Annotated in this window: 10 protein-coding genes; 8 read left to right on the top strand and 2 right to left on the bottom strand. The window is 73.3% G+C overall.

What is annotated here, in order from left to right; genetic code table 11:
- Window positions 1-15: 15 nt before the first annotated feature.
- The gene (serC, locus tag ACGFZN_RS12350; protein ID WP_393858395.1) at window positions 16-1,134 is read right to left on the bottom strand and encodes a phosphoserine transaminase; all 1,119 of its coding nucleotides are present in this window, start codon (window positions 1,132-1,134) and stop codon (window positions 16-18) included.
- A 157-nt stretch (window positions 1,135-1,291) separates the two neighbouring features.
- On the opposite strand from serC, the gene ACGFZN_RS12345 reads away from it, so the two are divergent.
- The 5 genes from ACGFZN_RS12345 to ACGFZN_RS12325 all read left to right on the top strand — a co-directional run bounded on the left by ACGFZN_RS12345 (window position 1,292) and on the right by ACGFZN_RS12325 (window position 9,160).
- On the top strand, window positions 1,292-4,177 hold the full coding sequence (locus tag ACGFZN_RS12345; RefSeq protein WP_393858394.1) for an FAD-binding and (Fe-S)-binding domain-containing protein: 2,886 nt from the start codon (window positions 1,292-1,294) through the stop codon (window positions 4,175-4,177).
- A 302-nt stretch (window positions 4,178-4,479) separates the two neighbouring features.
- A complete protein-coding gene (locus ACGFZN_RS12340) occupies window positions 4,480-5,601 on the top strand; it encodes a lipid II:glycine glycyltransferase FemX (RefSeq protein ID WP_393858393.1) in 1,122 nt (373 codons plus the stop codon).
- Between the two features lie 170 nt (window positions 5,602-5,771).
- A complete protein-coding gene (locus ACGFZN_RS12335) occupies window positions 5,772-5,903 on the top strand; it encodes a hypothetical protein (RefSeq protein ID WP_393858392.1) in 132 nt (43 codons plus the stop codon).
- Window positions 5,904-6,009: 106 nt separating this feature from the next.
- Window positions 6,010-8,076, top strand: a complete 2,067-nt coding sequence (locus tag ACGFZN_RS12330) for an ABC transporter ATP-binding protein (protein WP_393858391.1) — start codon at window positions 6,010-6,012, stop codon at window positions 8,074-8,076.
- 151 nt (window positions 8,077-8,227) lie between these two features.
- Complete coding sequence (locus ACGFZN_RS12325) at window positions 8,228-9,160, top strand: DMT family transporter (protein ID WP_393858390.1); 933 nt, start codon at window positions 8,228-8,230, stop codon at window positions 9,158-9,160.
- A gap of 116 nt (window positions 9,161-9,276) precedes the next feature.
- Here ACGFZN_RS12325 and ACGFZN_RS12320 read toward each other — a convergent pair whose 3' ends face one another.
- Entirely contained in the window at window positions 9,277-9,429 is a 153-nt protein-coding gene (locus ACGFZN_RS12320) for a hypothetical protein (protein WP_393858389.1), read from the bottom strand.
- Between the two features lie 82 nt (window positions 9,430-9,511).
- On the opposite strand from ACGFZN_RS12320, the gene ACGFZN_RS12315 reads away from it, so the two are divergent.
- Genes ACGFZN_RS12315 through ACGFZN_RS12305 form a run of 3 tightly spaced genes read left to right on the top strand, consistent with a single transcriptional unit; the run spans window position 9,512 to window position 13,574 of the window.
- A complete protein-coding gene (locus tag ACGFZN_RS12315; RefSeq protein WP_393858388.1) occupies window positions 9,512-10,306 on the top strand; it encodes a TIGR03084 family metal-binding protein in 795 nt (264 codons plus the stop codon).
- A complete protein-coding gene (locus tag ACGFZN_RS12310; protein ID WP_393858387.1) occupies window positions 10,303-11,979 on the top strand; it encodes an acyclic terpene utilization AtuA family protein in 1,677 nt (558 codons plus the stop codon). Before ACGFZN_RS12315 ends, ACGFZN_RS12310 begins: the two co-directional genes overlap by 4 nt.
- Window positions 11,976-13,574: an acyl-CoA carboxylase subunit beta gene (locus ACGFZN_RS12305; protein ID WP_393858386.1), complete on the top strand. Its 1,599-nt coding sequence runs from the start codon at window positions 11,976-11,978 to the stop codon at window positions 13,572-13,574. Before ACGFZN_RS12310 ends, ACGFZN_RS12305 begins: the two co-directional genes overlap by 4 nt.
- The last annotated feature ends 4 nt before the right edge of the window (window positions 13,575-13,578 follow it).

Genomic DNA, 13,578 nt, shown 5'->3' with positions numbered 1-13,578 from the left:
GTACGCGCCGGGAGGTCAGAGTCGCTCGATCACGTAGTCGACGCACTTCGTCAGCGCCTCGACGTCCGCCGGGTCGATCGCCGGGAACATCGCGATGCGCAGCTGGTTGCGGCCGAGCTTGCGGTACGGCTCGGTGTCCACGATGCCGTTGGCGCGCAGCACCTTGGCGACGGCGGCCGCGTCGATCTCGTCGGAGAAGTCGATCGTGCCGATGACCTGCGAGCGCTTGGCCGGGTCGGCGACGAACGGGGTGGCGTACTTGGACTCCTCCGCCCAGGAGTACAGGCGGGTCGAGGAGTCCTTGGTGCGGGCCGTGGACCAGGCGAGACCGCCCTGGCCGTTGAGCCACTCCAGCTGCTGCTCGAGCAGGAAGAGGGTGGCGAGGGCCGGGGTGTTGTACGTCTGGTTCTTGCGGGAGTTGTCGATCGCCGTGGGCAGGCTGAAGAACTCCGGGACGTGCCGGCCGGAGGCGTGGATCCGCTCGGCGCGCTCGATCGCGGCCGGGGAGAACACGCCGATCCACAGGCCGCCGTCGGAGGCGAACGACTTCTGGGGCGCGAAGTAGTAGACGTCGGTCTCGGCGACGTCGACCGGGAGGCCGCCCGCGCCCGAGGTGGCGTCCACGAGGACGAGCGCACCCTCGTCGGCGCCGGCCACGCGCTTGATCGGCATGGCGACACCGGTGGAGGTCTCGTTGTGGGTGAAGGCGTAGACGTCGGCGCCCGCCTCGGCCCGCGCCTCCGGGTGGGTGCCGGGGTCGGCGGAGATCACGGTGGGCTCGGCCAGCCACGGGGCGAGCTTGGCGGCCTTGGCGAACTTGGAGGAGAACTCGCCGAAGCTGAGGTGCTGGGACTTGTTCTCGATCAGGCCGTGGGTGGCGATGTCCCAGAAGGCGGTCGAGCCGCCGTTGCCGAGGATCACCTCGTAGCCCTCGGGCAGGGAGAACAGTTCGGAGATCCCCTCGCGGACCTTGCCGACCAGGTTCTTGACGGGCGCCTGGCGGTGGGAGGTGCCGAGCAGGGAGCTTCCGGTCGCGGCGAGGGCGTCGAGCGCCTCGGTGCGCACCTTGGAGGGGCCCGCGCCGAAACGTCCGTCGGCGGGCTTGATGTCAGCGGGAATCTGGATGTCGGCCACGACTCGGAGGGTATCCGGTGGGCGAAACCGGGCGGAACCGTGTCCGTCCGATGAGACGAGATCACCGGGCGCCGGACTCGTGAATTCGTACGACGATATGTGCGAGGCTGTGGAAAACTCTCGGTGACTGTCCGTGAGCGGATGCATCCTGGGACGCATGACGGATCACTCGGGTCTCGAAGCGGAGCTGCGCGGCGCCGTCCGGGGCGAGGTGGGTTTCGACGCCGCCTCCCGGGCGCTGGTCACCATGGACGCGTCCAACTACCGGCGCGTCCCGCTCGGCGTGGTCGCGCCGGCAGACGCCGACGACGTGGCCGCGGTGCTGGAGGTCTGCCGGGCGCGCGGGGTGCCCGTGGTGGCGCGCGGCGGGGGCACGTCGATCGCCGGGCAGGCCACCGGCACGGGCGTGGTGCTCGACTTCACCCGCCACATGAGCGGCCTGCTGGAGCTGGATCCCACCACCCGTACGGCCGTCGTCCAGCCGGGTCTGGTCCTCGACCGGCTCCAGGAGGCCGCCGCCCCGCACGGCCTGCGCTTCGGCCCCGACCCGTCCACGCACAGCCGGTGCACGCTCGGCGGCATGATCGGCAACAACTCCTGCGGCGCGCACTCGGTGGCCTGGGGCACCACCGCCGACAGCGTGCGCGAGCTGTCGGTGGTGACCGCCCGGGGCGCCCGGCTGCGGCTCGGCCGGGACTGGGCGGGGGCGCCGGACGGGCTGCGCGACCTGGCCGAGGGCGCGCTTGCCCGGCTGCGCACCGGCTTCCCGGACCTGCCCCGCCGCATCTCCGGGTACGCACTGGACGCGCTGCTGCCCGAGAAGGGCGCCGACGTCGCCCGCTCCTTCTGCGGCTCCGAGGGCACCCTCGCCCTCCTCACCGAGGCGGTCGTACGGCTGGTCCCGGCCCCCCGCGCGCGTGCCCTGGCCGTGCTGGGGTACGGCGAGGAGAGCGCCGCCGCCGAGGCCGCGGCCGGCCTGCTCGCCCACGGCCCGCTGACCGTCGAGGGCATGGCCGCCGACCTGGTGCGCTCGCCGGCCGGGCTGCCCAGAGGCGGCGCCTGGCTGTTCGTGGAGACCGGCGGGGAGTCGGCGGCCGAGGCACGCGCGCGTGCGGAGGCGATCGTCCGCGCGGCCGACGTGGTCGACTCCCTGGTGGTGACGGACCCGGCCGCCCAGCGCGCCCTGTGGCGCATCCGCGAGGACGCGAGCGGCACGGCCACCCGGATGCCGGACGGCACGGAGGCCTGGCCCGGCTGGGAGGACTGCGCGGTGCCGCCCGCCCGGCTCGGCGCCTATCTGCGGGACTTCCGCGCCCTGCTGTCGGCGCACGGCCTGCGCGGCACGCCCTACGGCCACTTCGGCGACGGCTGCATCCACGTCAGGATCGACTTCGACCTGCTCACCGAGGCGGGCGTCGGCCGCTTCCGCCGCTTCTCCGAGGAACTGGCCGACCTGGTGGTGGCGCACGGCGGCTCCCTGTCCGGGGAGCACGGCGACGGCCAGGCCCGCGCCGAACTGCTGCCGCGGATGTACGGCGCGGAGCTGGTGTCCCTCTTCGAGCGGGCCAAGGCGCTCTGGGACCCGGACGACCTGCTGAACCCCGGGATGCTGGTCCGCCCGGCCCGGCTGGACGAGAACCTCCGCTTCTCGGTGCTGCCCCGCGAGCCGGTGGACGTGGCCTTCGGCTACCCGGCCGACGGCGGCGACTTCCGCGCCGCCGTCCGCCGCTGCGTCGGCGTCGCCAAGTGCCGTACGACGACCGTGTCCGGCCCGGCCGTGATGTGCCCCTCCTTCCGGGCCACCGGCGCGGAGGAGCACTCCACACGCGGCCGGGCCCGGCTGCTGCACGAGATGCTGGCCGGCGACCCGGTCACCGGCGGCTGGCGCTCGACCGAGGTGCGCGACGCCCTCGACCTGTGCCTGTCCTGCAAGGGCTGCCGCTCCGACTGCCCGGTCGGCGTCGACATGGCCACCTACAAGGCGGAGTTCCTGCACCACCACTACGCCGGCCGCCGCCGCCCCGCCGCCCACCTCAGCATGGGCCGCCTGCCGCAGTGGCTGCGCTGGGTGGCCGCCACCCGCACGGCCCCGCTGCTCAACGCCCTGGCATCCATCGCCCCGTTGGCCGCCGCCGGCAAACGCCTGGGCGGAATCGCGGGGGAGCGGCGCATTCCCCGGCTGGCGCCACGGACGTTCACCGGGTGGTGGCGCCGCCGCGAGCCCGCCGGGGACGGCGGCGGCACCCTGGTGGTGCTGTGGCCGGACACCTTCACCGAGCATCTGTCGCCGTCCGTCGGGCGGGCCGCCGTGCGGGTGCTCCAGGACGCCGGGCTGCGGGTGGCCCTGCCGCCGACGCTGCTGGTGCGCGGCGGCGGCATCGGCGCCGGCCGGAGAAGGCCGGCCCTCGCCCTGCTCACCGCCCGCCGGGCCCGGGTCTGCTGCGGCCTCACCTATGTCTCCACCGGCCAGCTCGACCACGCCCGCACGGTCCTGCGACGCACCCTCGACCTGATGGAACCGGTGCTGCGGGCCGGGGCCCCGGTCGTCGTCCTGGAACCGAGCTGCGCGGCGGCCCTCCGCACCGACCTGCCGGAACTGCTCCACGACGACCCGCGCGCCGCCCGCCTCTCCGCGGCCGTCGTCACCTTCGCCGAGGCCCTGGAGCGGCACGCCCCGCACTGGAGACCGCCCGCCGTGGACCGCCCGGTCGCCGGCCAGACCCACTGCCACCAGCACGCGGTGCTCGGCGACACCCCCGACCGCCGGCTGCGCGAGGCCGCCGGCCTCACCGGCGAGCTGAGCGGGGGCTGCTGCGGCCTGGCGGGCAACTTCGGCTTCGAGAAAGGCCACTTCGAGGTGTCGAAGGCCTGCGCGGAGGAACAGCTCCTGCCATCGGTCCGCGAGGCGTCCGCGCAGACGGTGATCCTGGCCGACGGCTACTCCTGCCGCACCCAGCTGGAGCAACTGGCCGGAGTGCGGGGCCGGCACCTGGCGGAAGTGCTGGCGGAGGCGCTGGACAGGCGGAGCGGGGGTGCGCAGTGACAGCGGGGCGGGGCCTCGCGGCTGCCTGCGCGGGAGCGGCATGCCGTGCAGGCGCCGGGCCACCACGGGCGGGCTCGCCCGTGCCGACCAGCTGCGGCGCTCCGCCCGCACGCCCGCCGCGGGCCGAGCGCCGGGCTTCGCACGGCGGGCGGCGGAGAGCCGGCGGCCGAGGCGTCGCACAGGGCCGTAGGGCTGAGCCGTGTGCATCGGCCGAGGGCGCCGGCGGTCTGGGAACCGGGGGACGGCCGGGGTGCTTCGTACGGTGAGCGGAACCGCCATCTTGTGATCTCCCAGGAGTGCCCATGTCCCTCACCCTCCGTCCCCTCACCCGCGCCGAGCACCTCGCCTTCGTGGCGGGCCGTCCCTCCGTCAGCCATATGCAGGTGCCGTCGTGGGGGGAGGTGAAGCAGGACTGGCGGGCGGAGAGCCTCGGCTGGTTCGAGGGCGACGGACGGCTCGTCGGGGCCGGACTGGTGCTGCTGCGGCCGCTGCCGAAGCTCAGGCGGTACCTGGCCTATCTCCCGGAGGGGCCGGTCATCGACTGGGACGCGCCCGATCTCGAGCGCTGGCTCGAGCCGATGCTCGCGCACCTCAAGGGGCTGGGCGCGTTCTCGGTGAAGATGGGCCCGCCCGTGGTGGCCCGGCGCTGGAGTCCCGAGGCGGTCAAGGCCGCGATCACCGACCCCGGCGCGCACCGGCTGCGGGACGTGCCGCCGACCTCTTCCGAGCAGCGCGCCGAGGACCTGGCCGGCCGGCTGCGCCGGATGGGCTGGCGGCGGTCCGAGCCGGGCGGCGAGGAGGGCTTCGCCGCCGGCCAGCCCCGGTACGTCTGCCAGGTGCCGTTCGCCGGACGGTCGTTGGAGGACATCCACCGCGGGCTCAACCAGCAGTGGCGGCGCAACATCAAGAAGGCCGAGAAGGCGGGCGTCAAGGTCGTCCGGGGCGGCTACGAGGACCTGCCGGCCTTCTACGAGCTGTACACCGAGACCGCCCGCCGGGACCGGTTCATCGCGCGCCCGCTGCCGTACTTCCAGCGCATGTGGACCGCGCTCACCGCCGAGGACCCCGACCGGATGCGGCTGTACCTCGCCCACCACGACGGCGACCTCCTCGCCGCGGCCACGATGCTGGTCGTCGGCGGGCACGTCTGGTACTCCTACGGCGCCTCCACCGCACGCAAGCGCGAGGTGCAGCCCAACAACGCGATGCAGTGGCGGATGATGTGCGACGCCCACGAACTCGGCGCGCACGTCTACGACTTCCGCGGCATCACCGACACCCTGGAGGAGTCCGACCACCTCCTCGGCCTGCTCCGCTTCAAGGTCGGCGCGGGCGGCGAGGCCGTGGAGTACGTGGGGGAGTGGGACTTCCCGCTGAACCGCCTGTTGCACAAGGCGCTTGACTTCTACATGGCCCACCGCTGAGGCAGCTCTCAGCTTCTCAAAGAAACACCCAGCATTTCCCAGGGTATTCACAGCGGACTTTTGCCGATTTTGCCGTCGAGGCGGTCGGGCGGCGTGTACGTTCTTCGGTGTCGGGTTCCGGACGCGGAATTCCGCACCACACACGTACAGCGCGACACCAGGAGACGGAAATGAGCCTGAAGAAGCTCGCCCCGCTGCCCCCGAAGCCGAAGAAGCAGCTCCCGCCCCCGCCCCCGCCGAAGCCCAAGAAGAAGCACGAGCGGAAGCCGCTGCCCAAGCCGCTGCCCGGCCAGGACCACTGAACCGGCTGAGCGGGCGGTGAAGTGAAAGAGGGGCCGATGGTGCACCGTCGGCCCCTCTTCGTTTTTCCCGCTGGATGGTGATCCGAAAAAGAAGAACGGAAATGCAATGAGCGCAGCGCGCGACGAGTACGCGGACGCGGACGAATACGAGACCATCGAGAACGACGAGAACGACGAGACCCCCACCATTCCCGCCCGGACGGCGTTCCGCCGTTTCTGGCCGCTGACCAAGGGCCTCAGAAAGTGGTTGCTGGCCGTGTGGCTGTGCACGGTCCTCGCCGCGCTCGCCGAGACCGAGGCCATCCTGCTGTTCGGCGACCTCACCGACCACGCCCTGGAGCAGGGCTCACCGGCCGCGTTCTGGAGCCCGGCGGGCAAGTGGCTCGCCGTCGCCGTGGCCGGCGCCGTCGTCGCCTACGCGGGGAACTCCCTCGCCGCCTGGGTGACCGAACGCTTCGTGATGCGGTTGCGCGAGCACGTCTTCGACCACGTCCAGCAGCTGCCGCCGCACTTCTTCCAGCGCCACCGCCAGGGCGATCTGCTCTCCCGGCTGACCAGCGACGTCGAGGCGATCGAGACGATGGTGGTGTCCGGCCTGGTCGGCGCCGCCTCGGCGGCGTTCTCCGCCCTGTTCTACGCGGCCGCCGCGTTCTGGCTGCGCTGGGACCTGGCCGCGGCCACCTTCGTCCTCGCGCCCCTGTTCTGGCTGGCCGCGCGCCGCTTCTCCGGTGCCATCAAGGAGGTCTCCCGCGCGGGCCGGGTCGCCGACGGCGCGATCACCTCGGTGGTGGAGGAGTCCCTCGGCAACATCGTGCTCACCCAGGCCTACGGCCGCCGGGACGCCGAGCGGCGCCGGCTGCGCGAGGAGGCCGGTGCCTGGTTCCGCGCCTCGGTCCGCTCCACCCGCCTGAACGAGGCGTACGAGCAGCTCGTCCAGATCATCGAGACGGTGTGCGTGCTCGCCGTGATCGGCATCGGCGCCTGGGAGATCTCCACCGGCCGGATGACCCTCGGCCGGCTCCTCGCCTTCTCCGCCTTCCTCGGCTACCTCTATCCGCCGGTGCGCGGCCTGGCCCAGCTCGGCCTCACCGTCACCGCCGCCACGGCCGGCGCCGAGCGGCTCATCGAGATCCTGGACGTCCGCCCCTCGGTCGCCGACCCGCGCCGGCCCGCGGACACCGGCCGCCCCGACGGCACCGTCGAGGTCAGGAACGTCACCTTCCGCTACCCCGGCGCCGACGGCACCGCCCTCGACGACCTCTCCTTCACCGTCAGCCCCGGCGAGCTGGTGATCGTCACCGGCCCCAGCGGCGCCGGCAAGTCCACGGTCTCCAAGCTCCTGCTCCGCTTCTACGACCCGGACGCCGGCGAGATCCTCCTCGACGACGTGCCCCTGCGGGACTTCCCGCTGGCCCGCCTGCGCGAGTACGTCACCCTGCTCCCGCAGGAGACCCTCGTCCTGCACGACACGGTCCGCGCCAACATCGCCTGCGGCCGGCCCGGCGCCAGCGACCACGCCATCGAGGAGGCGGCGCGGGCGGCCGACGCGCACGACTTCATCGTCCGGCTCCCCGACGGCTACGACACCCGGGTCGACCCCAACTCGGCCCGCCTGTCCGGCGGCCAGCTCCAGCGTCTGGCCATCGCCCGCGCCATCCTGCGCGACGCGCCCGTCCTGGTCCTGGACGAGCCGACGACGGGCCTGGACGCGATGGCCTCCCGCCGCGTCGTGAAACCCCTGCGCCGCCTGATGACCGGCCGTACGACGATCATGATCACCCACGACCTCAACCTCGCTCCCGACGCCGACCGCATCCTCGTCGTCGACCGGGGCCGCATCGTGGAGACCGGCCGCCACGACGAGCTCCTCGCCCGCGGCGGGGCCTATGCCCGGCTGCACCGCTCACAGAACAACGCGGTGACGGACACCGGCGAACTGCGCATGCCGCTGTGGGAGGAGCCGGCGTACGGACAGACGCCGGAGTACGAGCAAGCGCCGGCGTACGGCTACGCGCCCGTGTACCACCAGCAGTACGACCACACCCCGTACCCTTCCCCAGCAGCCGGACCCGTCCCCACCACGCTCCCCGACGGCCGCCCCCTCTTCCGCGACGAGCTGGGCGACGAACTGCGCGGCGAGGAGATCCGGCCGGGCGCCTGGCCGGGTATCTGACCCCGCACCGGGCCGGCCGCCCAGCATCCGGCGTGCAGGGTCCCAGCATCCGGGACAGTTCCTAGGAGGGTTCACGCACCTGTCGAAGTCCATTACCCTGGACCCGGCAGTACATCGAGATGAACGAACCCGATCAAGCACAGGACCGCCCGTGACCGCCACCCCCAGCACCGCCACGCCGACTCCGGTCACCCCCGTCCAAGGGCCGCGCCGCTTCGGCTCGTTCGGCCCCGTCGGTCTCGTCCTGGCCGGCGGCATCTCGGTCCAGTTCGGCGGCGCGCTCGCGGTGACCCTGATGCCGAGGGCCGGCGCCCTGGGCGTCGTCGCCCTGCGCCTGCTCGCGGCGGCGGCGGTCCTGCTGGTGGTGTGCCGCCCCCGGCTGCGCGGCCACTCGCGCACCGACTGGGGCACGGTGATCGCGTTCGGCGTCGCCATGGGCGCGATGAACGGCCTCTTCTACGAGGCGGTCGCCCGCATCCCGCTCGGCCCTGCGGTCACCCTGGAGGTCCTGGGCCCGCTGACCCTGTCGGTCCTCACCTCCCGCCGCGCGATCAACGCGCTGTGGGCGGCCCTGGCCCTGTTCGGTGTCTTCCTGCTGAGCGGCGGAGGCTTCAGCGACCTCGACCCCACAGGTGTCGGATTCGCCCTGGGCGCCGGCGCCATGTGGGCGCTCTATATCCTCTTCAGCGCCCGTACGGGCCGCCGCTTCCCCCAGGCGGACGGCCTGGCCCTGGCGATGGCGGTGGCCGCCCTTCTCTTCCTCCCCCTGGGCATCACCTCGGCGGGCGCCCGCCTCCTGAACCCCACCACCGTCGCCCTCGGCTCGGCGGTGGCCTTGCTCTCCTCGGTCCTGCCCTACACCCTCGAACTCCTCGCCCTGCGCCGCCTGCCCGCCTCCACGTTCGCGATCCTGATGAGCCTGGAGCCGGCCATCGCCGCCACCGCCGGCTTCCTGATCCTCGGCCAGTCCCTCTCCCTGACCGAGGCCGCCGCCATCACCCTGGTCATAGCGGCAAGCATCGGCGCGGTCCGCACCCAGGTGGGCCGGGGCAAGCCCAAAGTGGCAGCGACCCCGGAGGCCTGACGTCGCTTGCCACGGAAGTCGGCGCGGACGTGCTGACGGGGACGTGCGGCAGCTGGTGAAGCGCACCATCGACGAGGCCGCCGACCGGTGCGTGCACGAATTGCCCGGGCCGCTGTTCAGATGACCCCGAGCAGGCCGTTGCCGCCGAGGGCGGTGCTCTCCTTCTGGGAGAGGCCGACGGACGGGGCCGTGATCAGGCGGCTGCCCTTGGCGGTGGGACCGCCGGGACCGCCCGGAAGGACCCAGACGGCGCCGGTCGAGCTGTTCACCCCCGCGGCGCCCCGCCCCGCACCTCGCCAAATTAATGCAAGCACGCTTGATTGTTTCTCGCCCCCCTGCCATGCTCCCCCCATGGCCGACCCGACGCCCGTCATCGACGACCTGCGTGCCGAGACCGAAGAACTCGACCGACTGGTAGCGGAGTTGAAGCCGGAGCAGTGGGCCCTCGTCACGCCCGCTCCCGGCTGGACCGTCGCCCACCAGATCGCCCACCTGCACTGGACCGACCGCTCGGCCCTCGTCGCCGTCACCGACCCGGACGCCTTCCGCGCGCTGGTCGAGAAGGCCCTCGCCGCGCCCGGCACCTTCGTGGACGAGGGCGCCGAGGAGGGCGCCCGGCGTGCGCCCGCCGAGTTGCTGCGGGCCTGGCGGGAGGGACGCGCCGCCCTCGACCGGGCCCTGCACGACGCACCGCCCGGCGCCCGTTTCCCCTGGTACGGCCCGCCCATGTCGGCCGCCTCCATGGCCACCGCCCGCCTGATGGAGACCTGGGCCCACGGTCTGGACGTCGCCGAGGCCCTGGGTGTGGTCCGCCCGCCCACCGACCGGCTCAGGCATGTGGCCCGACTCGGGGTGCGGACCCGTGACTTCGCGTACACGGTGCACGGCCTCACCCCGCCCGCCGAGGAGTTCCGGGTGGAACTGACGGCACCGGCCGGCGAGGTGTGGGGCTACGGTCCCGAGGACGCCGGACAGCGCGTCACCGGGCCCGCCCTCGACTTCTGCCTCCTCGTCACCCAGCGCGCCCACCGCGCCGACCTCGCCCTGACCGCCGTCGGCCCGGACGCCGACCGCTGGCTGGACATCGCGCAGGCCTTCGCGGGCCCGCCCGGCGGCGGCCGCCCGCCGAAGGGGGCCGAGCGGTGAACCCCCTGCGCATAGGCAACTTCTCCGGCTTCTACGGCGACCGCGCGAGCGCCCTGCGCGAGATGCTCACCGGCGGCGAGGTCGACGTCCTCACCGGCGACTACCTCGCCGAACTCACCATGCTGATCCTCGCCCGCGACCGGCTGAAGGACCCCGGCGCCGGTTACGCCCGCACCTTCCCGCGCCAGCTGGAGGACTGCCTGGGCCTCGCCCACGAACGCGGGGTGCGGATCGTCACCAACGCGGGCGGGCTCCATCCCGCCGGACTGGCGTCGGAGATAAGGGCGTTGGCCGGCCGGCTGGGGATCCCGGTCAGGGTCGCGCACGTCGAGGGCGACGACCTCACCGCCCGTCACCCCGGCGCCCTCGCCGCCCACGCCTACCTCGGCGGGTCCGGCATCGCTGAGTGCCTGCGGGCCGGCGCGGACATCGTCGTCACCGGGCGCGTGACCGACGCGGCCCTCGTCACCGGGCCCGCCGCCGCCCACTTCGGCTGGGGGCCCAGGGAGTACGACCGGCTCGCGGGGGCCGTCGTCGCGGGGCACGTGCTGGAGTGCGGGACCCAGGCCACCGGCGGCAACTACGCGTTCTTCCGGGAGGGCGACGTGCGCCGGCCCGGGTTCCCGCTCGCCGAGATCCACGCCGACGGCAGCAGCGTCATCACCAAGCACCCCGGCAGCGGCGGGTTCGTCGACACCGGCACGGTCACCGCGCAGCTGCTGTACGAGACGGGGGGCGGCCGCTATGCCGGGCCCGATGTCACCGCCCGGCTGGACACCGTACGGCTGAGCCAGGACGGGCCGGACCGGGTGCGGATCGACGGTGTGCGGGGCGAGGCGCCGCCGCCGACGCTGAAGGTCGGGCTCAACCGGCTCGGCGGATTCCGCAACGAGGTCGTCTTCGTCCTCACCGGACTCGACATCGAGGCCAAGGCGGGGCTGGTGCGCGAGCAGCTGTCCGACGCGCTCGCCAAGTCGCCGCCCGCCGACGTGCGCTGGGAGCTGGTCCGCACCGACCGGGCCGACGCCGTTACCGAGGAGACCGCGAGCGCCCTGCTGCGGCTCGTCGTACGGGACCCCGACGAACGGGTCGTCGGGCGGGCGCTGAGCGGAGCCGCCGTGGAACTGGCGCTGGCCAGCTACCCCGGCTTCCATGTGCTCTCCCCACCGGGAAAGGGCTCCCCTTATGGGGTCTTCGAGGATGTGTACGTCCCCCATGGCGCCGTGGACCATGTGGCGGTCCTCCACGACGGACGCCGTGTCCCGGTGGCACCGCCCCAGGAGACCCGGCCCCTGGAGGCCGTGGCGGAACCCATCCTCCCGGAGCCCCTGCCGCCGGGGCCGGTCCGCCGGGCGCCGCTCGGCCTGGTCGCCGGGGCCCGCAGCGGGGACAAGGGCGGGAACGCCAACGTCGGCGTGTGGGTCCGCACCGACGAGGCGTGGCGGTGGCTCGCGCACGAGCTGACCGCCGAACGGTTCCGGCAGCTGATCCCGGAGAGCCGGGAGCTGCCCGTCACCCGGCACCTGCTGCCGAACCTGCGCGCGGTCAACTTCGTCGTCGAGGGCATCCTCGGCGCGGGCGTCGCCGCGCAGGCCCGCTTCGACCCGCAGGCCAAGGCCCTCGGCGAATGGCTGCGCTCCCGCCACCTGGACATCCCGGAGGTTCTGCTGTGACGGTTCTGCACACCTCCCTCGACACCGGGGGCCCCGACTACCGGGCCAACCGCGAGGCCATGCTGGAAAAGCTCGCCGCACTCGACGCCGAGCACGCCAAGGCCCTCGCGGGCGGCGGCGAGAAGTACGTCGAGCGGCACCGCAAGCGGGGCAAGCTGCTCGCCCGGGAGCGGATCGAGCTGCTGCTCGACCCGGACACCCCCTTCCTGGAGCTGTCGCCGCTGGCGGCCTGGGGAAGTGACTACACGGTCGGCGCCTCCCTCGTCACCGGCATCGGCGTGGTCGAGGGCGTGGAGTGCCTGATCACCGCCAACGACCCGACCGTGCGCGGCGGCGCCAGCAACCCGTGGAGCCTGAAGAAGGCCCTGCGGGCGAACGACATCGCGCTCGCCAACCGGCTGCCCTGCATCTCCCTGGTGGAGTCGGGCGGCGCCGACCTGCCGTCGCAGAAGGAGATCTTCATCCCCGGGGGTGCGATCTTCCGTGACCTGACCCGGCTCTCCGCCGCCGGGATCCCGACGGTCGCGGTCGTCTTCGGCAACTCCACCGCCGGCGGCGCCTACATCCCCGGCATGTCCGACCACGTGATCATGGTCAAGGAGCGGGCGAAGGTCTTCCTCGGCGGCCCGCCGCTGGTGAAGATGGCCACCGGCGAGGAGAGCGACGACGAGTCCCTGGGCGGCGCCGAGATGCACGCGCGCGTGTCGGGCCTCGCCGACTACTTCGCCGTCGACGAGCCGGACGCGCTGCGGCAGGCGCGGCGCGTCGTGGCCCGCCTCAACCACCGCAAGGCGTACCCCGATCCGGGCCCGGCCGAGCCGCCGAAGTACGACCCGGAGGAACTGCTCGGCATCGTCCCCGGCGACCTCAGGATCCCCTTCGACCCGCGCGAGGTCATCGCCCGGCTCGTCGACGCCTCCGACTTCGACGAGTTCAAGCCGCTGTACGGAACCAGCCTGGTCACCGGCTGGGCCGCCCTGCACGGCTACCCGGTCGGCATCCTCGCCAACGCCCAGGGCGTGCTGTTCAGCGCGGAGTCGCAGAAGGCCGCCCAGTTCATCCAGCTCGCCAACCAGCGCGACATCCCGCTGCTGTTCCTGCACAACACCACCGGCTACATGGTCGGCAAGGAGTACGAGCAGGGCGGCATCATCAAGCACGGCGCGATGATGATCAACGCGGTCGGCAACAGCCGCGTCCCGCACCTGTCCGTCCTCATGGGCGCCTCCTACGGCGCCGGGCACTACGGCATGTGCGGACGCGCCTACGACCCCCGCTTCCTGTTCGCCTGGCCCGGCGCCAAGTCCGCCGTCATGGGCCCGCAGCAGCTCGCCGGCGTCCTCTCGATCGTCGCCCGGCAGTCGGCGGCGGCCAAGGGACAGCCGTACGACGAGGACGCGGACGCCGCGCTGCGCGCCATGGTGGAGCAGCAGATCGAGTCCGAGTCGCTGCCGATGTTCCTGTCCGGGCGGCTGTACGACGACGGCGTCATCGACCCCCGCGACACCCGCACCGTCCTCGGCCTGTGCCTGTCCGCGATCCACACCGCCCCCTACCAGGGCGCACGCGGCGGCTTCGGCGTCTTCCGGATGTGAGGAA

Origin of the sequence: Streptomyces sp. NPDC048192 (genome assembly GCF_043202415.1) — a bacterium.
Taxonomy (GTDB): domain Bacteria; phylum Actinomycetota; class Actinomycetes; order Streptomycetales; family Streptomycetaceae; genus Streptomyces.
Note: the sequence above shows the minus strand (reverse complement) of the source record. Positions and strands in the feature narration are given on the sequence as shown.

Bases quoted from the DNA above. Each gene is read 5' to 3' on its own strand.
- ACGFZN_RS12340 (WP_393858393.1), top strand. From the start codon at position 4,480: ATGTCCCTCACCCTCCGTCCCCTCACCCGCGCCGAGCACCTCGCCTTC.
- ACGFZN_RS12330 (WP_393858391.1), top strand. From the start codon at position 6,010: ATGAGCGCAGCGCGCGACGAGTACGCGGACGCGGACGAATACGAGACC.
- ACGFZN_RS12335 (WP_393858392.1), top strand. From the start codon at position 5,772: ATGAGCCTGAAGAAGCTCGCCCCGCTGCCCCCGAAGCCGAAGAAGCAG.
- ACGFZN_RS12315 (WP_393858388.1), top strand. From the start codon at position 9,512: ATGGCCGACCCGACGCCCGTCATCGACGACCTGCGTGCCGAGACCGAA.
- ACGFZN_RS12345 (WP_393858394.1), top strand. From the start codon at position 1,292: ATGACGGATCACTCGGGTCTCGAAGCGGAGCTGCGCGGCGCCGTCCGG.